20 protein-coding genes are annotated in these 22189 nt (G+C 67.6%); 14 read left to right on the top strand and 6 right to left on the bottom strand.

The features are described from left to right. Window positions 1-23 precede the first annotated feature (23 nt). Window positions 24-971: a LysR family transcriptional regulator gene (locus ACFIMZ_RS30690; protein ID WP_431823200.1), complete on the bottom strand. Its 948-nt coding sequence runs from the start codon at window positions 969-971 to the stop codon at window positions 24-26. Window positions 972-1749: 778 nt separating this feature from the next. Here ACFIMZ_RS30690 and ACFIMZ_RS30685 point away from each other — a divergent pair. The 5 genes from ACFIMZ_RS30685 to ACFIMZ_RS30665 all read left to right on the top strand — a co-directional run bounded on the left by ACFIMZ_RS30685 (window position 1750) and on the right by ACFIMZ_RS30665 (window position 6949). Next, window positions 1750-2676 carry a helix-turn-helix domain-containing protein gene (locus tag ACFIMZ_RS30685; RefSeq protein WP_431823199.1) on the top strand — a complete coding sequence of 309 codons (927 nt, stop codon included), beginning with the start codon at window positions 1750-1752 and terminating at the stop codon, window positions 2674-2676. 189 nt (window positions 2677-2865) lie between these two features. Next, a complete protein-coding gene (locus tag ACFIMZ_RS30680; protein WP_431823198.1) occupies window positions 2866-4182 on the top strand; it encodes an Nramp family divalent metal transporter in 1317 nt (438 codons plus the stop codon). Between the two features lie 176 nt (window positions 4183-4358). Next, on the top strand, window positions 4359-5147 hold the full coding sequence (locus ACFIMZ_RS30675; RefSeq protein ID WP_431823197.1) for an SDR family oxidoreductase: 789 nt from the start codon (window positions 4359-4361) through the stop codon (window positions 5145-5147). Between the two features lie 74 nt (window positions 5148-5221). Next, the gene (locus ACFIMZ_RS30670) at window positions 5222-6238 is read left to right on the top strand and encodes an NADP-dependent oxidoreductase (RefSeq protein WP_431825405.1); all 1017 of its coding nucleotides are present in this window, start codon (window positions 5222-5224) and stop codon (window positions 6236-6238) included. Window positions 6239-6448: 210 nt separating this feature from the next. Beyond that, the gene (locus tag ACFIMZ_RS30665) at window positions 6449-6949 is read left to right on the top strand and encodes a hypothetical protein (RefSeq protein ID WP_431823196.1); all 501 of its coding nucleotides are present in this window, start codon (window positions 6449-6451) and stop codon (window positions 6947-6949) included. 117 nt (window positions 6950-7066) lie between these two features. Here ACFIMZ_RS30665 and ACFIMZ_RS30660 read toward each other — a convergent pair whose 3' ends face one another. From ACFIMZ_RS30660 to ACFIMZ_RS30645, 4 genes are all read right to left on the bottom strand, one after another. Further along, window positions 7067-8119 (bottom strand): AI-2E family transporter, encoded by a 1053-nt coding sequence (locus ACFIMZ_RS30660; RefSeq protein WP_431823195.1) that lies wholly within the window; start codon window positions 8117-8119, stop codon window positions 7067-7069. Window positions 8120-8300: 181 nt separating this feature from the next. Continuing rightward, complete coding sequence (locus ACFIMZ_RS30655; RefSeq protein ID WP_431823194.1) at window positions 8301-8885, bottom strand: BPSL1445 family SYLF domain-containing lipoprotein; 585 nt, start codon at window positions 8883-8885, stop codon at window positions 8301-8303. 51 nt (window positions 8886-8936) lie between these two features. Then, on the bottom strand, window positions 8937-9323 hold the full coding sequence (locus ACFIMZ_RS30650; protein ID WP_431823193.1) for a DUF883 family protein: 387 nt from the start codon (window positions 9321-9323) through the stop codon (window positions 8937-8939). 83 nt (window positions 9324-9406) lie between these two features. After that, on the bottom strand, window positions 9407-11401 hold the full coding sequence (locus tag ACFIMZ_RS30645) for an ExeM/NucH family extracellular endonuclease (protein ID WP_431823192.1): 1995 nt from the start codon (window positions 11399-11401) through the stop codon (window positions 9407-9409). 281 nt (window positions 11402-11682) lie between these two features. On the opposite strand from ACFIMZ_RS30645, the gene ACFIMZ_RS30640 reads away from it, so the two are divergent. From ACFIMZ_RS30640 to ACFIMZ_RS30605, 8 genes are all read left to right on the top strand, one after another. Beyond that, window positions 11683-12036, top strand: a complete 354-nt coding sequence (locus ACFIMZ_RS30640; protein WP_431823191.1) for a YciI family protein — start codon at window positions 11683-11685, stop codon at window positions 12034-12036. Between the two features lie 135 nt (window positions 12037-12171). Then, the gene (locus ACFIMZ_RS30635) at window positions 12172-12594 is read left to right on the top strand and encodes a YciI family protein (RefSeq protein WP_431823190.1); all 423 of its coding nucleotides are present in this window, start codon (window positions 12172-12174) and stop codon (window positions 12592-12594) included. Window positions 12595-12620: 26 nt separating this feature from the next. Further along, window positions 12621-13037, top strand: coding sequence for a VOC family protein (locus ACFIMZ_RS30630; protein WP_431823189.1), 417 nt, complete (start codon window positions 12621-12623; stop codon window positions 13035-13037). After that, window positions 13034-14302 (top strand): RNA polymerase sigma factor, encoded by a 1269-nt coding sequence (locus ACFIMZ_RS30625; protein ID WP_431823188.1) that lies wholly within the window; start codon window positions 13034-13036, stop codon window positions 14300-14302. The genes ACFIMZ_RS30630 and ACFIMZ_RS30625 overlap by 4 nt, the downstream gene beginning before the upstream one ends. A gap of 313 nt (window positions 14303-14615) precedes the next feature. Next, window positions 14616-15038 (top strand): rubrerythrin family protein, encoded by a 423-nt coding sequence (locus ACFIMZ_RS30620; protein WP_010089086.1) that lies wholly within the window; start codon window positions 14616-14618, stop codon window positions 15036-15038. Window positions 15039-15163: 125 nt separating this feature from the next. Continuing rightward, window positions 15164-16501 carry a heterodisulfide reductase-related iron-sulfur binding cluster gene (locus ACFIMZ_RS30615; protein ID WP_431823187.1) on the top strand — a complete coding sequence of 446 codons (1338 nt, stop codon included), beginning with the start codon at window positions 15164-15166 and terminating at the stop codon, window positions 16499-16501. A gap of 45 nt (window positions 16502-16546) precedes the next feature. Continuing rightward, window positions 16547-17128 carry a DUF3501 family protein gene (locus tag ACFIMZ_RS30610; RefSeq protein ID WP_431823186.1) on the top strand — a complete coding sequence of 194 codons (582 nt, stop codon included), beginning with the start codon at window positions 16547-16549 and terminating at the stop codon, window positions 17126-17128. Between the two features lie 645 nt (window positions 17129-17773). Continuing rightward, window positions 17774-18730 (top strand): transposase, encoded by a 957-nt coding sequence (locus ACFIMZ_RS30605; protein ID WP_431823185.1) that lies wholly within the window; start codon window positions 17774-17776, stop codon window positions 18728-18730. 105 nt (window positions 18731-18835) lie between these two features. Here ACFIMZ_RS30605 and ACFIMZ_RS30600 read toward each other — a convergent pair whose 3' ends face one another. Next, a complete protein-coding gene (locus ACFIMZ_RS30600) occupies window positions 18836-20362 on the bottom strand; it encodes a mannose-1-phosphate guanylyltransferase/mannose-6-phosphate isomerase (RefSeq protein ID WP_431823184.1) in 1527 nt (508 codons plus the stop codon). Window positions 20363-20790: 428 nt separating this feature from the next. Between ACFIMZ_RS30600 and ACFIMZ_RS30595 the strand changes: the two genes are divergently transcribed. Next, the gene (locus tag ACFIMZ_RS30595; protein ID WP_431825404.1) at window positions 20791-22167 is read left to right on the top strand and encodes an undecaprenyl-phosphate glucose phosphotransferase; all 1377 of its coding nucleotides are present in this window, start codon (window positions 20791-20793) and stop codon (window positions 22165-22167) included. Window positions 22168-22189: the final 22 nt, after the last annotated feature.

The following is a 22189-nucleotide window of genomic DNA, read 5'->3' as shown; positions in this document are numbered from 1 at the left end:
GCCGGAGCCGCCAGCATACCCGTTCACGCGCGCGGCGTGCCGGCGCGCGCGGGGCGCGCCTGCGGGACGCAGCCGCGCACGAGCGCGCTCACGCGTTCGCGGAACCACTGATGCGCGCGATCCGCATCGCGCGATTCATGCCAGTACGCCAGGATCGGAAACGGCTGCAGCCGCAGCGGCAGCGGCCGCACCGCGATCGGTAGCAGGTCCGTCATTCGCAGCGCGTACGAATGCGGCAGCGTGAGCAGCAGGTCGCCCGCCGCGGCGATCTGGCAGGCCGCGAAGTAGTGCTGGCAGACGAGCTGGATGTGCCGCAAGCGCCCGTCGTTGCCGAGCAGCACGTCGATCGCAGGGGGCTCGCCGTGCGACGACACGGCGACGTGCCGCGCCGCGAAGTAGTCGTTGCGCCGCAGCGGGCCGTTCGCGAGCGGATGATCGCGCCGCATCGCGACGACGAGCGATTCGTCGAGCAGGTATTCGCTCGCGATGCGCGGGCCGACCGGCAGGCGGCGCTCGATGACGAGATCGAGATCGCCCGCCGCGAGCTCGCGCTCGACGTCGCGGATCGGCACGCGCCGGCTCACGAGCCGCAAGCCCGGCGCTTCCTGCGCGAACGCGGCGACGAGCCGTGGCAGCGCGATCGATTCGAGCACGTCGCGCAAGCCCACGACGACGCTCAGGTCGAGCGCCACCGGGTCGAACGCCGGCTGCGCGCGCGCCGTGTCCTGCAGCCCTTTCAGATGAAGCTGGACGTCGGCGATGACCGCGCGGGTGCGCTCGGTCGGCACGACGCGGTTGCCCTGGCGGACGAACAGCGGATCGTCGAACTGGGCGCGCAGGCGGTTGAGCGCATGCGTGATCGCGGGTTGCGTCAGGTGCAGCGCGCGGGCCGCGGCGCTGATCCCGCCATGCACGTAGACGGCGTCGAGCACGCGGAACAGGTTGAGATCGAGGCGGTGATCGGCGGGCACGGGACGCGGAAGTGGTGGGTCGCGGAGGTCGATTCTAATGGATGCGCGTGGGTGTTCGACGCGTTCGGCGCGGGTTCGGCGGACGAAAAAAAAACCGACCGGCAGCCGGTCGGCGGAATGGGGCCCGACCGCACGAGGGACGAGCCGGAACCCAGGCCAGATATCCATAGGATATGCATCCGATCCAGATGGGGCTGGATCGGCGCAGCGAGTATAAAAGCGACGCGCGGGCGCGGATATGTCGACATCCTGTCGAGTTCCGACAAGGCATGGACAGGATCCCGTGCATATATGTATTCGACGGACTTTCAATTTTCATGCGACAACGTTTGCGATTGCGTCGCTTGTTTAATTGATCAATATGGATTGATTTAAATGAAGGTTGCTTTCGGGTGGATTGTGTTTAGGAAATGTTGAACTTTTTAAGCTGAATGGAAGGATTCGTCGATGCGCCGTGGGGCCTCGCTTGCATCGATATTGAGCAGCGCTCGGGCGGAATATTGGATCGCGCGTTCTTCCGCTCATAGTGGAATGGCGAAATTCAGGTGGCGGGGCGGCTTGTTTCAATCCGCCATAACCCTGTCCGGGTCGGACAATACTGTCAAGAAACGTACCTCAGAAGATATGATGCGAACGCTTTGGAACAGGTGGCTGTCGCGCGCAAGCTTCGAAAATACACAAGCGTGTCTGAGAGAAAAGGCAGTAAGAGTCGGGGGCTCGGCAAGTGGATGCAAATGAACAACGCATAGTCGTCATCTTTTTGAGCGCGGGGTTTTCGATGGCACAGGCCGCGCGCCTGGTCGAGGCCTTCAATCTCGCCAACCGCTTGCAGACTGTCTGCGCGGCGTATCAGTTGAGATTCGTGTCCGCGAATGGCGGATTGCTCCAGTCTTCATCCGGCGTGCAGGTCGCGACCGATGCGCTGGACGACGATCACGGCAGGTACGTCTATGCATTCTTTCATCTGCACGGCGATCACGCGCTTGTGGCGTGGAGCGAGGATCTGCTGCGCCGGCTGCGGGACGTTCAGGCGAATGCCCGCTGGGTCGCGGACGGGATGAAGCTCGCGACGATCGCGACTTCAAAGTTGGCGAGCGCGCGCGAAGATGCCGCGTCGATCGCCACCGCGAGCCTCGTATCGGCGGCGAAGGAGCTCGAGCCGTCGGGGGAAGGGGCGGATGTGTTGGCGGCGGTCATGGACATGTTCCGGAACGATCTCGGCGACGGAGCGGTGGAGGACATCGCCCGCCACATCTCGCGGCCGGTCGACGAGCGCTTCGTCCAGTCGATGTGGGCGATCCGGGAACTGAGCGCCAGCCCGTCGATCCGCACGTCGATGCAGCAATTGCGCGCGCAGAGCACCAACCGGATCTCGATCGCGGGCGCCGCGCAGGCGGTGGCCATGAGCGAACGCAATTTCCTGCGGCGTTTCAAGAAGGAAGTCGGCGTGACGCCGACGGAATTCGTCCTGCATGTGCGCCTCGAGCGTGCATGCCACATGCTCGTTCATACGAGCCTGCCGGCCGACAAGGTCGCCCGGCGCATCGGGCTGGGCAGCGGCGAGCGCATGGCGAAGCTGTTTCGTCAGCGTCTGTCGATGTCGCCGACCGAATACCGTGCCAGCGAGCGCGCGCGGATCTCGAGGGTCGGCATCGCACTGGCGTACGCGCCGCAAATGCAGCGGGCCTTCGGGCTGGCGCCCTGAAGGGGGCGAAGCGGCTCGCAGCGTGATCGAGGTCAGGCCGCGCGGATTTCACGGCGCTTTCCGCGAGACGGCAAGGATGTCGAATCATCGCGGTTGATGTTCACCCCCGTGGAAGCAGCGAGCGGTGTTGGCACCAGGCGGGCCGGCTTTCGTACAATCATGGCGTTCCGGTCTCAGTGACGCTGCGCCATGCCCTTTTTTCCCACCACCGCCACCGCCCCGTTCTGTCCGTCGGAAGTCAAGGGCAGCATCACGATCGACGCCCGCGCGTCCCGGCTGACGAAGCTCAGGCGCTTCTTCGGCCCCGGCCTGCTCGTCGCGATCGGCTACATGGACCCCGGCAACTGGGCCACCGACATCCAGGCCGGCTCGCAGTTCGGCTATTCGCTGCTGTGGGTCGTCGCGTTCTCCAGCCTCGCCGCGATCTTCCTGCAGATGCTCGCCGCGCGCCTCGGCCTCGTCGCCGGCAAGGATCTCGCGCAGGCCAGCTACGACCGCTACGGCCCGTTCGGCCGCGTCTTCCAGTGGGTGACCGCCGAGGTGTCGATCATCGCGTGCGACATCGCCGAAGTGCTCGGCTGCGCGCTGGCGTTCAAGCTGCTGCTCGGCGTGCCGGTCGCGTGGGGGATCGTGCTGACCGCGCTCGACACGATGATCGTGCTCGGCCTGCAGGGCAAGGGCTTCCGCCAGATCGAGGCGATCGTGCTCGGGCTGATCGGCACGATGGCGTTCTGCTTCGTCGCGCAGGTCACGATGATGCCGCCCGACTGGCACGCGGTGTTCAACGGGCTCGTGCCCGGCGATCCGGGCCACGACCGCAAGGACGCGATCGTGCTCGCGCTCGGCATCGTCGGCGCGACGATCATGCCGCACAACCTGTACCTGCATTCGTCGGTCGTGCAGACGCGGCGCGTCGTCGGCGGCGCGCGCGGCACGATCCGCGACACGCTCGCGCTCGTGCGCATCGATACCTGCGTGTCGCTGTTCGTCGCGATGCTCGTCAACGCGGCGATCCTGATCCTCGCGGGCGCGGCGTTCCATGCGACCGGCCGCACCGACGTCGTCGACATCGAGCAGGCGTACCGGCTCATCACGCCGATCGCCGGCGGGGCGGCCGCGCTGCTGTTCGGCGTCGCGCTCCTCGCGTCCGGGCAAAGCTCGACGCTCACGGGCACGATCGCCGGCCAGGTGATCATGGACGGCTTCCTGCACATGAAGATCCCGTGCTACCAGCGCCGGCTGATCACGCGCGGCCTCGCGCTGATTCCCGCGCTGATCGGCGTGCTTTGGCTCGGTGACGGCTCGGTCGGCCGGCTGCTCGTCTGGAGCCAGGTGCTGCTGAGCCTGCAGTTGCCGTTCGCGATGTGGCCGCTGATCCGCTCGGTCAGCGATCGCGCGGCGATGGGCGAGCACGCGATCGGGCGCGGGATGCAGGTGGCCGCGTGGGCGCTGTTCGCGGTCATCACCGGCACGAACCTGCTGCTGATCACGGGCATCGCCGGGTGAGCACGGGCGGGGCGCACGCCGGTTCGCCAGTCATGAATGCGGCCTATGATCGGCCATAACGAATATTCATTTCATCGATCTGCGGCGTTCGCGTACGCTGGCCGTGCGTTTGCTGCCGGGCGCATGCCGCGCGCACGGGCTGCGGCGGCGCCGGATCATTTACGGGAGTGGGACAGATGACTGTGGTTTCTTCACGCCTCGCGGGCAAGTGCGCGTACATCACCGGCGCGGCAGGCGGCCTCGGCCGCGCGATCGCGCGGCGCATGGTCGAGCAGGGCGCGCGGGTGTTCCTGACGGACGTCGCCGACGCGGCGGTGCTCGACGCGTTCGCGCAGGAGCTCAACGCCGGGCACGATGCGCCGGTCGCGTTCGCCGCGACGCAGGACGTGCGCGACGATGCGCGCTGGCAGGCGCTGCTCGCGCAGGCGAACGACGCGATGGGCGGCCTGTCGGTGCTCGTCAACAACGCGGGCGTCGGCTCGATCGGCGCGCTCGACCAGCTCGAGCTGAAGGAGTGGCGGCGCGTGATGGAGATCAACGTCGAGAGCATCGTGCTCGGCTGCAAGTACGCGCTGCCGTATCTGAGCGCGAGCCGGCCCGCGTCGATCATCAACATCTCGTCGGTCGCCGCGTTCAAGGTCGAACCCGAGTTCACCGCGTACAACGCGTCGAAGGCGGCGGTCGCGAGCCTCACGAAGTCGGTCGCGATTGATTGCGCGCGCAAGGAGCTCGACGTGCGCTGCAATTCGATCCATCCGGCGTTCATCCGCACGGGGATCGTCGAGCCGCTGTTCAAGCAGCTCGGCGAGCGCGACGCGACGCGCCGGCTCGCGCGCGGCATTCCGATGCGGCGGCTCGGCGAGCCCGACGACGTCGCGCATGCGGCCGTGTATCTCGCGTCCGACGAGAGCCGCTTCGTGACCGCCGCCGAGCTCGTGATCGACGGCGGCATGTGCGCGGTCTGACGCGCGCCATTCGCATGGACTCGCACGGGCGCGCACGCATCGCGCCCGATCTGAACATCCAGGAGGAGAACATCGTGTCGACGCTCGTCAACCGCCAACTGCTGCTGAAGACGCGTCCGGAAGGGCGCGTCGGCCGCGAACACTTCTCGTTCGTCGACACGCCGGTGCCGGCGCTCGCCGACGGCGAAGTGCTCGTGCGCGTGCTGTATCTGTCGATGGACCCGACCAACCGCGTGTGGATGAGCGACGTCCCGCAGTACCTGCCGCCCGTCGCGATCGGCGCGGTGATGCGCGCGCTCGGCATCGGGCGCGTCGTCGCGTCGCGCGCCGCGGCGTTCGCGGAAGGCGATCTCGTGCAGGGGCTCGTCGGCTGGCAGGACTATGCGGTCGTGCCGGCTGGAGAGGCCGCGCAGCTCGTCAAGCTGCCCGCGCAGGCGGGCCTGCCGCTGCCGACGCTGCTCGGCGCGTGCGGGATGAGCGGGCTGACCGCGTACTACGGCCTGACCGAGATCGCGCCGGTGCGGCCGGGCGAGACGCTGGTCGTATCGGCCGCGGCCGGCTCGGTCGGGTCGATCGCCGGGCAGATCGGCAAGATCCACGGTGCGCGCGTGGTCGGGATCGCGGGCGGGCCGGACAAGTGCCGCTACCTGACGGAGACGCTCGGCTTCGACGCGGCGGTCGACTACAAGGCCGACGACTTCCGGCAGCAGCTGAAGGCGGCGACGCCGGACGGCGTGCACGTGAACTTCGAGAACGTCGGCGGCGACGTGATGCGCGCGGTGCTGTCGCGGATGGTGATCGGCGGGCGCATCGCGCTGTGCGGCACGATCGCGAATTACAACAGCGCTCGCGCGGCCGACGACGTCAGCGTGCTGATCTCGAAGCGCCTGACGATGCGCGGCTTCCTGATCCTCGACTACCGCAACAGCCGCGACGCCGTGCAGACGCTCGCCGGCTGGCTGCGCGACGGCCGGCTCAAGGCCGAGGAAACCGTCGCCGACGGCCTCGAAAACGCGCCCGACGTGCTGAACCGCCTGTTCGACGGCGATCATCGCGGCAAGCTCGTGCTGCGGGTCGATCCGCACGCGTGAGCCGCATGAGCGGCGCGCGCGCTGCCGCGACGGCCGGATTGTCATGAAACGTCATATCGGGACGTTGTCTGTCTTGTCTGATCTCGATTTCAGACTAGTCCGATATGTTTTCCCGACGCCTCTCCCTAAAGTGAATGCCGACATGCAAGGCGGCATGACCCGGGCGTCACGCCGCCGTTTCCGGATGAGCGGCACAGGGAGAGGCGACAGATGCAGGCAGCGCGGCAGCGGGAAGCAACGGCAATCACGAACGCAATGGGCGCGGCAACGCGCAACCGCACGCTGTGCGCGCTGCTGGCGGGCATGTGCGCCGCGCTGTTCGCATCGGGGGCAGGTGCGGCCGGGCAGGTGAGCTTCTCCGGCGCGCTCGTCGCGCAATACGACGTCACGCTCGCGGCGCTGTCCGTCGCCGTGAGCGAACGGGCAGCCGATGTCGATGCACGGGACGCTTCGGTGACGGTGACGTTCGACGCGCACGACCGGCGCTTGCCGGGCGCGCACATCGTGCTGGCCGATGTGCGCGGCGCGCCGCTGATGCAGCCGGAAGCGTCCGGCGTGCGCGCGACGTGGCGCGATGCGGTGAGCCGGCGGATCTTGCCGCCGCGTGCCGACGGCGCTTATCGGGTCGGCCCGCATGGCGGAACGATGACGGTCGCGGCGTCGGATGCCGACGCGGCCGGGCCGATCGTGATGAAGATTCTCCATCCGTGACGGGCGGGGCTCGTCCGCATTTCCCGACCAGGATGTCGATATTGCATTGCGCGGCCGGTCATTCGCAACCGGCCGGCGGTAATGTGCTGCAAGCCGCGCCCGCGGGCGCGACTTGCGTCACTCGCCCTGTTCGGCGCGCGCGAAGATGTCCCAGCTTGCCATGAACAGCGCGGCGATGAGCGGCCCGATCACGAAGCCGTTGATGCCGAACAGCGCCATTCCGCCGAGCGTCGAGAGCAGCACGACCCAGTCGGGCATCTTGGTGTCCTTGCCGACGAGGATCGGCCGCAGCAGGTTGTCGACGAGCCCGATCACGCCGCCGCAGAACGCGACGAGGATCACGCATTTCCAGATCTCGTCGATCATCAGGAAATAGATGGCGGCCGGCACCCAGACGAGGCCCGCGCCGATTGCGGGCAGCAGCGACAGGAACGCCATCAGCGCGCTCCACAGCACGACGCCCTCGATCCCGAGAATCCAGAAGATCAGCCCGCCGAGCGCGCCCTGCACGAGCGCGACCGCGATGTTGCCCTTCACGGTCGCGCGCACGACCGTCGTGAACTTCGACAGCAGCAGTTGCTTGTGCTCGTCGTCGAGCGGCAGCGCGCGGCGTACGCGGCGGCCGATCTCGCCGCCGTCGCGCAGCAGGAAGAACACCATGTACAGCATCACGCCGAAGCTGATCACGAACTGGAACGTGTTCTGGCCGATGACGAGCGCCTGGGCCGCGACGAACTGGCTGATCTGCGCGGCGCCGTCGGTCAGCTTCTTCTGGATGCCGGGGAGGTTGGTCACCCCGTATTTCGCGAGCAGCCGCTGGATCGACGTCGGCAGCGCATGGATGATGTCCTGGTAGTACTGCGTGTAGTTCGGCTGCGCGGTCTTGATCTCCTGGTAGACGTACGCGATTTCCTGCACGAGCGTCGCGGCGACGAACACGAGCGGCAGGATCACGATCAGGATGATCAGGGACAACGTCAGGAGTGCGGCGAGATTGCGCCGCTTGCCGAAGCGGGCCGCGAGCCAGCGCTGGATCGGCTGGAACAGGATCGCCAGGATGGTGCCCCAGAAGACCGCGCCGAAGAACGGCGCGAGAATCCAGCAGAGTCCGACGGTGACGACGAACAGGAGCAGATAGAAGAATTTTTGGTGGTCGTTTCCGCTAACCATGATGGCAACCGCGTGAGGGTGAAATCCGTCGGCCCGGCGCGTGTCCGGGACGGCCCGAACCGGAGTATGCCCGCAAAGGCGCGGAAGTCATAGTTGCCGAGGACGGCGTGCGCATGAAAACGCCGCGGGCGAAGCCCCGCGGCGCTGGCGGAACGCGGATGCGGCGCACGGCCGCCCGGCGTCAGAGGTTGAGCTTCGTGACCTTCGTGCCGTTCACCGACAGGTCGCCCATCAGGCCGGCGTTGGTCAGCACCAGCACCTCGACCGGCGCGGTGGCCGTATTGGTGTCGACCGCGCCGTTCGCGCCGACCTTGACGACCGCGACCGACGCGTCGGCGCCTGCCGACCAGCCGTCCGTCTTGCGGAACGAATCGAGCGCGTCCTGCGTCATGAACAGGAACACGATTGCCTTCGACTGCGCGCCGGCCTGCAGGCCGACCGACAGCGACGACGTGTTGTAGTAGCCGATCGTGCTGCCGCCGACCCGCAGCGCACCGTTGCCGGACTGGCCGCCGACGATGAGGCCCGCCTGCAGCACGTTCGGGAACACGAGGACGCCGCGCGATTTCGCGACGAGTTCACGCGAGCCCGGCACCGTCGAATAGAGTCGCGACAGCGTCGCGTTGACGCTCGCGTCGATCGATTCGCGCTTCGACGCGTTTGCCGCGGCGGGCGGGTTCTTGTCGGGGGTGGTGGTGCAGCCGGCGAGGGCGAGACCGCCGAGCACGACGGCCGCAGCGGCTTGAATCACGAGAGTCTTTCGCATGTTTGTTCTCCTGCGTTGTCGGACTGGGAGCGGCGCAATGGCCGACCGGGATCAACGACGGGCGAGCAGCAGGCCCGCCACGAACGCGAGGCCCGCGACGACGCCCGCGGTCCGCCACGGGTTGTCGTGCACGACCTGCGACACGCGCTCGGCGGAATCGCGCAGCCGGGCGGCCGCGGAATGCGATGCGACGTCGAGCGTGCTGCGCGCTTCATCGAGACGCGACTGCACGCGCTTGCGCAACGCGGCGATGTCGCCGTCGCCATCGTTCTTCAACAATTCGTCGAGTTCGTCGACGAGTTCGCGCAGATCGTCCTGCACGTCCGCACGCAGGTTGTGCGCAGCGGAGCGGGTGCTGCGTTCCACGCGGCGTCCGCTGCGGCGGATGTCGGACAGGCCGCGGTCGAGCTTGTGTTCGATCGAGTCGGTGAGCGCCATGATGTTCATCCTCCTTGAACCAAGCAGATTCGAAGAAAAAATCGCTGCAGTCTGTGTGATTCACCCGATGCGGGGGAGTTTCGTCACACGCTTTCAGTTTCGTCGGGGCACGGCGCGCAAAGCCCCGCCACGCATGGCGCGACGGGAGGGGGAATTTTTTTCGCCTGCGACGTCGGCGTGCAGTGCATGACGCGTGCCCGATTCGGGTGAATCCGCAGCGCAGGTAAAAGTGACGGAATCTGTAAGGTGTGCGGGTAAATTCCGCTTGCGGCCGACGTGTCGCGATCGTCGAGCGCGAGATCGATCATGACCGGATCGTGGTCCGACGAGCGGTAGGGATCGGGCGCGTAGTAGCGCGATTGCTGCTCGCGCGTCTTGTAACGCGACGTGTATTGCAGCGCGACCGGTTCGTCGGCGTTGATGTGCCAGGCGTGCACGGCCTTCACGCGCGCGGCGAGCGTCGACGTCGCGAGCGCGTGGTCGAGGTAGCCCGCTTCGCCGCCGAACACGTAGCTGTACGCGTCGTCGCCGCGAAAACGCGCGACGAGGTTCGCATAGCCACGCGCTTCGAGTGCACGGATCGGATCTTCCTTCGCGTAGCTGTTGAGATCGCCGATCAGCAGCACGCCTTCCGCGGTCACGCCGGTGGGATTGCCGGCGAGCCAGTCGGCGATGCGTTCGGCCGCGCGCGTGCGCGTCGCGTTCCAGCAGCCCTGGCCGTCGGCCTGGTCGAGATCGGCGCCCGTCGCGTTCGGGCAGTTCTTCGATTTCAGGTGATTGACCGCGACCGTGACGGCGCGCGCGCCGCCGATGCGCGTGAAGGTCTGCGCGAGCGGCGGGCGGTTCAGGTTGCCGATCGCGAGCGTCGCCGCGCGCCCGGCCGGTTCGACCGTGCGGCTGTCGTAGAGCAGCGCGACCGCGATCGCGTCGCTGCCAAGGCGTGCGGCGCCCGGCTCGACCACGCGCCAGCCGTCGCCGAGCTGCGCAGCCAGGCGGCGCACCGCGCTGGCGTCGCCGTAGCCGTTGTTCGCGATCTCCATCAGGCCGATCACGTCCGCGCGCAGCGCCCGCAGCGTCGCGACGATCTTCGCTTCCTGCCGCGCGAAATCGGCAGGGGTCTTCGCGCCGCGGTTGGCGGGCGCGTCGAAGCCGCCGCCGCGGCCGTCGCCGTTGAAGTAATTGAACACGTTGAACGACGCGATCCGCAGGTCGGCGTCCGGATGCCGCGCGGGCGCGCCGGTGCGAGGATTCGCGGCGCGCTCGAATACCGGCGCGGCCGCACCCGGCACCGGCTGCAGCCGCCACGCGTCGTAGCGCCGCTCGAGTACGCCTTCGACGCCGCGCACCGTGTAGCCGGCGCGCAGCGTGTTCGCGGCGCTCAGCGCGGGCGGCGGGTAGCGCACGGTCGCGGGGTTCTGCTTGTTCGAACCGTCGTCGAGGACGATGCGGTTGCGCGCGTTCGCGTCTGCCTGCGCGGCGGCCCGGGCCGGCGCGACGAGATGCGTTGGCGTGCGCAGCCGGCCGTTGCTGAGCACGATGCTGCCGTAGCGGCCCAGTTCGTAGGTATCGCTGACCGTCAGCGTCTGCGGCAGCCGCACGAGCATGCCCGCGTGAGCGGCGAGCACGGACACGGCGTCGACCGGCAGCGTGAGCGTCGCCGGCGTGACCGTCCGCCCGTGCGCGCAGACGGCGATTCCGCCCGACAGCGTGAGCTGCGTCTGGCCGTATTTCTGCTCGATCCTGCCGGTCACGTGGACGACGTCGCCGGCCGTCGCGCGCGCCTTCGGCGCATAGACGAACAGGCCCTCCGATACGCCCGGCGGGCGCTGGCGCTCCGCGTCCGCCTGCTGGACGAAGAACCCGCCGAGCCCGTCGGCGCCGCCGAAGTCCGCGCTGACGACGGCTTCGATCGACGTCGTCTGCCCGGCCAGCGGGGACGTGCCGGCGCCACCCTGAATCGCGGCGATGGGCGTCGTCGCGCCGCCGCAGCCGGCGCTGACCGGCGGCGCGGCCGCGAGCGCCGGGGCTGACGTGACGACGGAAACGGCAAGGGCGTATGACGGCAATGAGTGATGCATGGCGCGACTCGGCTGAAAAAATGAAAAGTCAGGGTCGCATGGTGACAGGAAGATGTAATGAAGTGGTCGGAACAGGCCGTTCGGACAGGTGTCGGGCGGCGACCGTCCGGCGGAGAATGGCGCAATGCTGTCGAGCGAAGGCGTTCGGGCGTTCGCGCCGGGCGCGATCGAATGGACCGCCGGCCGGCGCCGGCCCAGAATGGCGGGCCGTCGATGAAGCGGGCCATGCGGCGCGCCCCGCGCCCGCAGCTGCACCACCGGATTACCCAGAGGAGAGTTTCATGGCGTACATGCTGTTGATTGTCGAACCGACCGGCCAGCGCGCCGGGCGCACGCTCGCGGAGGGGCAGGCGCTCTACGCGCGGATGCAGGATTTCGCCCAGGGCCTGAAGGCGCGCGGCGTGCTGCGCGCGGTCGAATCGCTCGAAACGTCGGAGCGCGGCACGCGCGTGCAGGTACGCGACGGCGAGACGCGCCTGATCGACGGGCCGTTCGCGGAGGCGAAGGAGATGGTCGGCGGCTTCTTCCTCGTCGACGTCGACACGCACGCGGAAGCGGTCGAGATCGCGCGCCAGTGCCCCGCCGCGCAGTGGTGCACGGTCGAGGTGCGCGCGGTCGGCCCGTGTTTCCTTTGACGCCGAGCGGATCGCCCGAGACCAGGTGTTTACCCTGATTCGTCGTGCCGCGCGTCGATCCGGCCGCGACTCGCGCGTCGTTCGGATAGGGCGCCGATGCGCGGCGCCTCCGACCACTGAAACAAGGAGCGAACGATGCGATACATGATCATGGTGCGGGCGAATGCCGTCAGCGAATCCGCTGCCCTGCCGGACGACCGGCTGGTCGAGGCGATGACGGTCTATCACGAGGAACTGGCGAAGGCCGGCGTGCTGCTCGACGCGACGGGGCTGCAGCCGAGCTCGAAGGGCTGGCGCGTGCGCTACGTGGGCGGCAAGGGGACGGTGATCGACGGCCCGTTCGCCGAGACCAAGGAGCTGATCGCCGGCTATACGCTGATCCAGGTGCGCTCGCGCGACGAGGCGCTCGAATGGACGCGCCGCTTCCCCGCGCCGTTCGGCGCGGAGATGGACTGCGAGATCGAGGTGCGCCAGCTGATGGAGCTGGACGATCTCACGCCGAGCGACGCGGTCGAGCGGTTCCGCGAGCTTCAGGCCGCCCGCGGCCTCGGCCGCTGAGCGCAACATCACGAGGAGCGCAAGCGATGCACAAGCAAGTCTTCATCAACCTGCCGGTGGCCGACCTGCCGCGCGCGCAGGCATTCTATGCGGCGCTCGGCTTCGAGCCGGTGCCGGCGTATACGAACGACCAGGGCGCCTGCATCCGGATCAGCGATGCGATCTTCGCGATGCTGCTCGTCAGGCCGTTCTTCCAGACCTTCACCGACAAGGCCATCGTCGATCCGGCCACCCACGTGCAGGCGCTGCCGTGCCTGTCGTGCGAGAGCCGCGCCGAGGTCGACGCGGTCGTCGCGAAGGCGCGCGCGGCGGGCGGCGCGACGCCGCGTCCGCCGCTGGAGTATCCGGGCATGTACGGCCATGCGTTCGCCGATCCGGACGGCCATGTGTGGGAGCTGGTGCATGTCGCGCAGGACGCTTCCGCGCAGGGGCCGGCGTCGTGACGCAGGCGGCCACGCACCGGGCGATCGAGGCCGTCTGGCGGATCGAGGCGCCGAAGATCATCGCGCGGGCCGCGCGCGTGGTGCGCGACGTGGGCGTTGCGGAGGAGCTGGCGCAGGACACGCTCGTCGCGGCGCTCGAGCACTGGCCCGTCGACGGCGTGCCGGACAACCCTGCCGCCTGGCTGATGACGGCCGTGAAGCGCCGCGCGCTCGACCGGGTCCGCCAGGAATCGCTGCACGCGGCGAAGCGCGACCAGCTCGGCCGCGAGTGCGACGCGCTCGGCGCGCACGTGGTGCCCGATATCGCGGAGGCGCTCGCCGATGCGCGGGACGATGACATCGGCGATGACCTGCTGCGGCTGATCTTCACCGCATGCCATCCGGTGCTGTCGACCGACGCGCGCGTCGCGTTGACGCTGCGGCTGCTCGGCGGGCTGACGACGGACGAGATCGCGCGCGCGTTCCTCGCGCCGGAGCCGACGATCGCGCAGCGGATCGTGCGCGCGAAGCGCTCGCTCGCGGCGGCGCACGTGCCGTTCGAGGTGCCGGCGGCCGATGCGCGGCCGGCGCGGCTCGCGTCCGTGCTCGAGGTGATCTACCTGATCTTCAACGAAGGCTATGCGGCGACCGCCGGCGACGACTGGATGCGTCCCGCGCTGTGCGACGAGGCGCTGCGGCTCGGCCGCGTGCTCGCGGGGCTCGCGCCGGACGAGAGCGAGGTGTTCGGCCTCGTCGCGCTGATGGAGCTGCAGGCGTCGCGCACGCATGCGCGCACCGACGCGCAGGGCCGCCCGGTGCTGCTGCTCGAGCAGGATCGCAGCCGCTGGGATCCGCTGCTGATCCGGCGCGGCCTCGCGGCGCTCGAACGCGCGACGAAGCTCGGCGGCGTGCGTGGGCCGTATGCGCTGCAGGCGGCGCTGGCGGCCTGTCATGCACGCGCGCGGCAGGCGTCGGAAACCGACTGGGCGCAGATCGTCGCGCTGTACGACGCACTCGCGGAGGTCGCGCCGTCGCCCGTCGTCGAACTGAATCGCGCGGTGGCGGTGGGCATGGCGTTCGGGCCGGCCGCGGGGCTCGAGCTCGTCGACGCGCTGCGCGACGACCCGGCGCTCGCGCGCTATCACTGGCTGCCGAGCGTGCGCGGCGACCTGCTCGCGAAGCTCGGGCGCACCGACGAGGCGAAGGCCGAATTCCGCCGCGCGGCGGAACTGACCCGCAACGCGCGCGAACGCGAATTGCTGCTGAAGCGCGCGGCCGATGCGTGAGCGCACTGCCGGGTGCCGATCGTCTTCATTCGAAGTCGACGCCAACGGGACAGGCACCGATACCGAACGACATCGGCACCGATCGACGGACATCACGCGGCCGGATCGCGCGGGCGCTGCACCGGCGCCCGCCACACGAATCCGCACGCGCCGCGCGCCGCCCGGCTATCGCGCGGATTGAAAATGCCTATTGGGGGATGCCGGCGTCAACGCCTAGATTAAAGAGCACGATGCCGGCGTACCGCGCGCATCGTTCCCCACATATCCACGGCTGGCTCGGCGCTCGGCCGCGCCGGCATGCACGGAGGCGCAGATGGCTCAACTCAAGGGCAGCAAAACCGAAGAGAACCTGAAGTATGCGTTTGCGGGCGAATCGCAGGCGAACCGCCGCTACCTGTATTTCGCGTCGAAGGCGGACGTCGAAGGGCAGAACGACATCGCCGCGCTGTTCCGCTCGACCGCCGAAGGCGAGACGGGCCACGCGCACGGCCACCTCGAGTATCTCGAGGCGGTCGGCGATCCGGCGACCGGCCTGCCGTTCGGCTCCTCGCGGTTGAACCTGCAATCGGCGATCGCCGGCGAGACGCACGAGTACACCGACATGTATCCGGGCATGGCGAAGACTGCCCGCGAAGAAGGCTTCGACGAAATCGCCAACTGGTTCGAGACGCTCGCGAAGGCCGAGCGCAGCCACGCCAACCGCTACACGAAGGCGCTCGACGCGCTCGTCGACTGACCCGCGCGGCCGGCCGCCCGCCGTGGCGCGCCGGCCCACCGTCTGCCGTGCGCCGCCGCGCCCGCCGCTCGCGTGACAGGGAGAGGCGCGCGGGCGCGCGCCTCTCCGTCCCGCTGGAGCGCCTCATGCCACACAAGGAAGGCAGTCTAGAAGCCCCGACCCGGCATCCGCTCGACTGGCAGTCCGACACGTTCTACGACCAGGCGGCCATCGATGCCGAGATGACCCGCGTGTTCGACATCTGCGCGGGCTGCCGGCGCTGCGTGTCGCTGTGCGGCGCGTTTCCGACGCTGTTCGACCTCGTCGACGAGGCGCCGACGGGCGACATCCACGAAGTGCCGAAGGACGCATTCGGCAAGGTCGTCGACCAGTGCTACCTGTGCGACCTCTGCTACATGACGAAATGCCCGTACGTGCCGCCGCACGCGTGGAACGTCGATTTCCCGCACCTGATGCTGCGCGGCAAGGCGGCGCGCTACCGGCGAGGCGACGTGAAGCTGCGCGACAAGGTGCTGTCGAACACGGACGCGCTCGGCCATTTCGCGGGCATCCCGATCGTCACGCAGACCGTCAACGCGGTGAACCGCACGCCGCCCGCGCGGCACGCGCTGGAAGCGGCGCTCGGCGTCGACCGCACGGCCTGGCTGCCGGAATTCGCGCCGCGCAAGTTCCGGCGCGCGGCAAAGCGCTCGGACGGCCATCCGGTGCGCGACGGCGAGCGCACGCCCGGCAAGGTCGCGATCTATGCGACCTGCTACGTGAACTTCAACGAGCCCGGCATCGGCCACGACCTGCTCGCGATCCTCGCGCACAACGACATTCCGTACGAGCTCGTGACGAGCGAAGCGTGCTGCGGGATGCCGCTGCTGGAACAGGGCAACCTCGCGGGCGTCGCCGCGAAGAAGGACGCGAACATCCCCGTGCTCGAGCGCTACGCGCGCGACGGCTATGCGCTGATCGGCGCGATTCCTAGCTGCGTGCTGATGTACAAGAGCGAGCTGCCGCTGATGTTCCCCGGCGACGCCGCGGTGCGCGCGGTCGCCGACGCGTTCTGGGATCCGTTCGAATACGTGATCGCGCGGCATCGCGACGGCCTGCTGAAGACCGATTTCAAGACCGGTCTCGGCACCGTGTCGTACCACGTGCCGTGTCATGCGCGCGTGCAGAACATCGGCCGCAAGACCGCCGACGTGCTGTCGCTCGTGCCCGAGACGCGCGTGAACGTCGTCGAGCGCTGCTCGGGCCATGCGGGCACGTTCGGCGTGAAGAAGGAATTCCACGCGGACGCGATGCGGATCGGCGGGCCGGTGTTCAGGTCGATGGCGGAGCCGAAGCCGGACTTCGTGTCGTCCGACTGTGCGCTCGCGGGCCATCACATCGTGCAGGGCATCGACGAGGCGGGGCTCGGCGGTGCGCCGCTCGCGCATCCGCTCACGCTGCTGCGTCGCGCGTACGGCATTTGATCCAGATCAACCCGAGATCAAATTGAGATCAACGAAGGACAACTCATGACGCTCACCCGCGATTCCCTGCTGACGCTCGAAGCGTACGCGAAGATCCGCAAGGCCGAACATGCGCGGCTCATCGAGCACAAGCGACGGCGCGCGGTGCAGCTCGGCAATCACCTGCGCTTCCTGTTCGAGGACGAGACGACGATCCGCTATCAGGTCCAGGAGATGCTGCATATCGAAAGGATCTTCGACGAGGCGGGCATCGAGGGCGAGCTGGACGCGTATCGGCCGCTGGTGCCGGACGGCGCCAACCTGAAGGCGACGATGCAGATCGAATACGCGCACGAGGCCGAGCGGCGCGCGGCGCTCAAGCGGCTGATCGGCGTCGAGGATCGCGTGTTCCTGCAGGTCGACGGCCACGCACCGGTCTATGCGATCGCAGACGAGGACCTCGATCGCGAGACGGACGAGAAGACCTCCGCGGTGCACTTCGTCCGTTTCGAGTTCGACGCGCCGATGCGCGCGGCGCTGAAGCGGGGCGCGGCGCTGTCGATCGGCTGCGATCATTCGGGCTACGCAGTGCCGGCACGACGCATCGAAGAAGACGTGGCGGCATCGCTCGTCGGCGATCTGCGCTAGCTGCGCGACAAGGCGTGAGCGCCTGCGCGTCACTGCATCGAAACATGCAGTGACGCTTCGTTACATTCGCATTCCTGCAATGACGCGCACGGCGTCACATCCTTGTCACGGTCCGACGAGAAACAATATAAAGATTGTGCACAAGGAAAAGTCCAATCAAGTGCATTCGAATGAATTACCGATATGAAAATATATCGTTACGAATTTTCCGTGAATTACCGATTTTGAGCCATTGATTCGGTGAATGTTACTGGAAAGGGTCGGAACCGTGTCGGACGCGCGACGCGGCTGCATCCCGGGACAGCCCCGCCAGATGGGGCTTCGCAGGCCGCCTAATAAAGTCCGCATAAAAAAATTCATCCATAAATTGATCTTGCATCGATCCCATGTTGTTTCATTGCGTAACATAAAGTCATTGTCATATTGAGAGAAACCCTAGGAGTGGTATGCTTCGTCCACAAATTTTTCCGCAATGGAGTGAGACCGGGATCCGTGCGTCATTGCCGAGATTCGCGGCACCGCCTTAGTGCGTGTTGCGATGGCATGCACACCCGAACAACCATAACGTGCAACCTGGCCGCCCCGCGAGCAATTGCGACGGCGCCGCCAATCGCAGCCCGGCCTGGCTGCGTGGAGAGATCTACTATGTTCTTCGATGAGCTAAACGATGAAGAGTGGGTTCGTCTTTCGACGCTGATCGCCGATGAACCGATTCGGCTGAATCGTCGTGGCCGTCCGCGCGCGGAACCGCGCGTTGTCGCCAATGCGGTGCTCTGGATCCTGACGACCGGCGACGCGTGGTCCAAGCTGCCCGGCCGCTATCCGTCCGGGCCCACGTGTCGCCGCCGCTACGAGGAGTGGCTCGCGAACGGGACGCTGCTGCAGATGATCGACGTGCTCACCCAGTTCAGCGGCCGCACCTTCGCGTACGTCCCGCCGCCGCCGGTGCCGGTCGCGCCCGTGCGCCGCGCTGAACCCGCGCCGGACAACGACCGCCTGCGCGGCGTGTTCTGGCAGAACCCGGAATCGTGGCAATTGCCGCAATTGCAGGGCATGCAGGCAAACGTTTGGCGCCGCGACGATGCGACGTCGCGCGGCGAAACGGACGTGCCGGCGCAGCCGGCGTTCACCGTGCCCGGCGCGCCTGCCGTCGCCGCGCCGGCCGCGGGCCTGTGCGAGCGTCATCATGCGCGCGTGTCCACCGCGAGCTTCACGTCCGAGCCGCAGGTGGACGCGTATCGCGGCTATACGGTCTACGGCATCGCGCAGCCCGTGCAGAACCTGATGTATCGCGCGTGGGCGGAGATCGTGCACGACGAGCGTCGCGTCGAGCGTTCCGGCCTGATCGGCCCGCGTTTCACCGATGCCGAGGAGGCGGAGCAGTACGCGCTCGAATGGGCGCGGCAGTGGATCGACCGGCACGGCGCAAGCGACGAGCCGGCGCGCGCGCCGCAGAGCGTGCCCGTGCTTGCCGGGCTGTCCGCGCTCGCGCGTGCGGAGTCGGACATCAAGCGCTTCATCGCCGAGCGCCACTCGGCGTCGCTTGCCGACGGCCGCAACGATCCGGTGCAGAGCGACCGGCTCGCTTATCGCGTCGGTTGAGGGCGGTTGAGGTCGAGTCCCGCGCGCGGCGCATTGCGTGCCGCGCGCGAGGCCGCAACGACAAGGGCGCCGTCGACGACGGCGCCCTTGTTCATCATGCGCTCGTCACTGCCGTCCGTACGTATCGTCGAAGCGCACGATGTCGTCCTCGCCGAGGTACGAGCCCGATTGCACTTCGATCAGTTCGAGCGGCATCTTGCCCGGGTTTTCCAGGCGATGGGACACGCCTAGCGGGATGTACGTCGATTCGTTTTCCGACAGCAGGAACGTTTCGTCGCCGCGCGTGATGCGCGCGGTGCCGCGCACGACGATCCAGTGCTCGGCGCGGTGGTGATGCATCTGCAGCGATAGCCGCGCGCCGGGTTTCACGACGATGCGCTTCACCTGGAACCGCTCGCCCGTGTCGACCGAATCGTAATGGCCCCACGGGCGATGCACCTTGCGGTGGTCGGTCGCTTCCGCGCCGCGCTCCGCCTTGATGCGGCCGACGATCTTCTTCACGTCCTGCACGCGCGATTTATCGGCGACGAGCACCGCGTCGGGCGTCTCGACGACGACGAGGTTCTGCGTGCCGACGCAGGCGACGAGCCGGCCTTCCGAATGCGCGAACGTGGATGCGGCGTCCTCGAACAGCACGTGGCCGCGACCGACGTTGTCGGCGCCGTCCTTCGGCAGGATTTGCCAGATCGCGTCCCACGAGCCGACGTCCGACCAGCCCGCGTCGAGCGGCACGACGACGCTCTCCCACACCGGCTGCTCGGTCGCAAGCGGTTCCATCACCGCGTAGTCGATCGAGTTCGACGGCGACGCGGCGAACGCGTCGCGATCGACGCGGAAGAAGTCGCCGTCGGCCTTGCCTTGCGCGACCGCCTGTTCGCAGGCCGCGTGGATCGCCGGCTCGAAATGGCGGATCGCTTTCAGCCACACGGATGCGCGCACGATGAAGATCCCGCTGTTCCACCAGTATTCGCCGGATGCGACGTACTGCTGCGCGAGCTCGAGATGCGGCTTCTCGACGAAGCGGTCGAGGCGCCGCACGTCGAGATCGCCGGATGCGTCGCCGCCGAGCGGGGCGCCGACGCGGATGTAGCCGTAGCCGGTTTCGGCATGATCCGGCACGATGCCCATCGTCGCGATCCTGCCTTGCGCCGCGCAGCGCACGCCGGCGGCGACGGCCGCGTGGAAGCGCGGCAGGTCGGCGACCGCATGGTCGGCCGGCATCACGGTCATCACCGCATCGCCGCCGTCGGCGACGATGCGCAGCGCGGCGAGCGTCAGCGCGGGCGCGGTGTCGCGGCCGAGCGGCTCGAGCACGATCGACGCGCGCTTGCCCGTCAGGCGCAACTGTTCGGCGGTCGTGAAGCGATGGTCCTCGCCGCAGACGATCAGCACGTCGTCGCTGAGCGGATGCCCGGTCGACAGGCCGTCGAGGCGGCACGCGGTCGCCTGCAGCAGCGAATGGTCGCCGAGCAGGCCGATCAGCTGTTTCGGATAGTGCTCGCGCGACATCGGCCACAGACGCGTGCCGGAGCCGCCGGCAAGGATCACCGGCTGCACCGCGACGCGCGCGCCGGCAGGCGCGGCGGCGGAAGAAGATTGGCGCGTATCGGCTGTCACGGCCGGAGCATTCATGATCGCACTCCTCGTTTGATGTCAATGCCTGCCGTTGTAGCATGAAGTAAATCGACAATAAAACCGTGAAAGCTCGCTTGATATTCGTCAAGCGCCTGCAAGAGAAAAATTTTCCAGATGCCGGAAGGCGCAAATAAAAAATAAAAAAATAATTCGGAAAATTCGGGCCTGATGCCCGTCCATCATGGCTGACAGGGCGATTCGTCCGATTCGTGAACATCTTTATTTTTTCTCGATCCGGGAAAAGGTGCCGATATAAATCGTCTTCCGGCGGGCAGGAGTTACCGATTAATTTTCGAAATACTTGTGCGCTTGCCGGAGGAATTTTCTTACCTGTTCAATAACGCCATGCAATGTTTGAAGCGAATGCGCGGCACGGGCGGCGCAACGAGCGGTTCGGCAAACGCCTGTCCAGAGGGGAAGCGAACATGTTGAGCGTGCTGGCGAGAATCATCGATATCGCGATGGTCGTGGCGGGAGCCGTGATCGCCGCCGCGCTGCACGACGGGCGCAGCGTATGGCTCGACGATCTGCAACGCACGATGGTGCTGTTCGACTGCGTGCTCGTCGTCGTGTTTTTCCCGGCGTTCGGGATCTACCAGTCGTGGCGCGGCAAGCGGCTGATCGGGCTGATGGGGCGCGTCGCGTTCGCGTGGCTCGTGGTCGAGCTCGCGGGCATCCTGATGAGCTTCAGCTTTCATCAGGCGGGCCAGCTGTCGCGGCTCTGGCTCGGCTACTGGGCGCTCGCGACGATGGTGCTGCTCGCGGCGTCGAAGGCCGGCGTGCACGCGGTGCTGCGGCAGCTGCGGCGCGGCGGCTTCAACCACCGCGCGGTCGCGCTGGTCGGCGGCGCGCCCGCGACGCGGCGGCTGATCGCGCAGATGCGCGCACGGCCGGAGGCCGGCTTCAAACCGGTGTGCGTGTACGACGAAAGCGCGTCGCCCGGGGAAGCGTTGCTCGACGACGTGGCGATCGAGCGCCGCTTCGACACGCTCGTGCGCCTCGTGCGCAGCCGCGTGATCCGCGAACTGTGGCTCGCGCTGCCGCTGTCGGAAGAGCCGCAGATCAACCGGATCGTGACGGTGTTCCGCGACGACTTCGTGAACATCCGCTTCATCCCGGACGTGCGCGCCGTGTCGTTCTTCAACCAGGAAGTCGTCGAGCTGCTCGGCGTGCCGGCGATCAACCTCGCGGCGTCGCCGATCACCGACGTGCGGATCCTGCCGAAGTTCGTGTTCGACCGATTGTTCGCGCTGAACGCGCTCATGGTGCTCGCGCCCGTGATGCTGCTGATCGCGCTGCTGATCAAGGTCACCTCGCCGGGGCCCGTCTTCTTCCGGCAGAAGCGCAAGGGCATCGACGGCAACGAGTTCGAGATCTACAAGTTCCGCTCGATGAAGGTGCACCAGGAGACGGCGGGCAAGGTCACGCAGGCGACCAAGAACGACTCGCGCGTGACGCCGGTCGGCCGCTTCCTGCGCCGCACGAGCCTCGACGAGCTGCCGCAGTTCATCAACGTGCTCAAGGGCGAGATGTCCGTCGTCGGCCCGCGCCCGCACGCGCTCGCGCATGACGACATCTACAAGGATCTGGTCAAGGGCTACATGTTCCGCTACCGGATCAAGCCGGGCATCACGGGCTGGGCGCAGATCAACGGCTTTCGCGGCGAGACCGACCAGATCGAGAAGATGATGGGGCGCGTGAAGCTCGATCTCTACTACATGCAGAACTGGTCGTTCTGGCTCGACATCAAGATCGTCGCGCTGACGCTCTGGAAAGGCTTCACCGGCAGCAACGCGTATTGAGCGGGCAGGCTGCCTGCTCCGA

The organism is Burkholderia sp. F1 (assembly GCF_050813845.1).
Lineage (GTDB): Bacteria > Pseudomonadota > Gammaproteobacteria > Burkholderiales > Burkholderiaceae > Burkholderia > Burkholderia ubonensis.
This window is presented reverse-complemented; position numbering and strand designations above follow the sequence as displayed.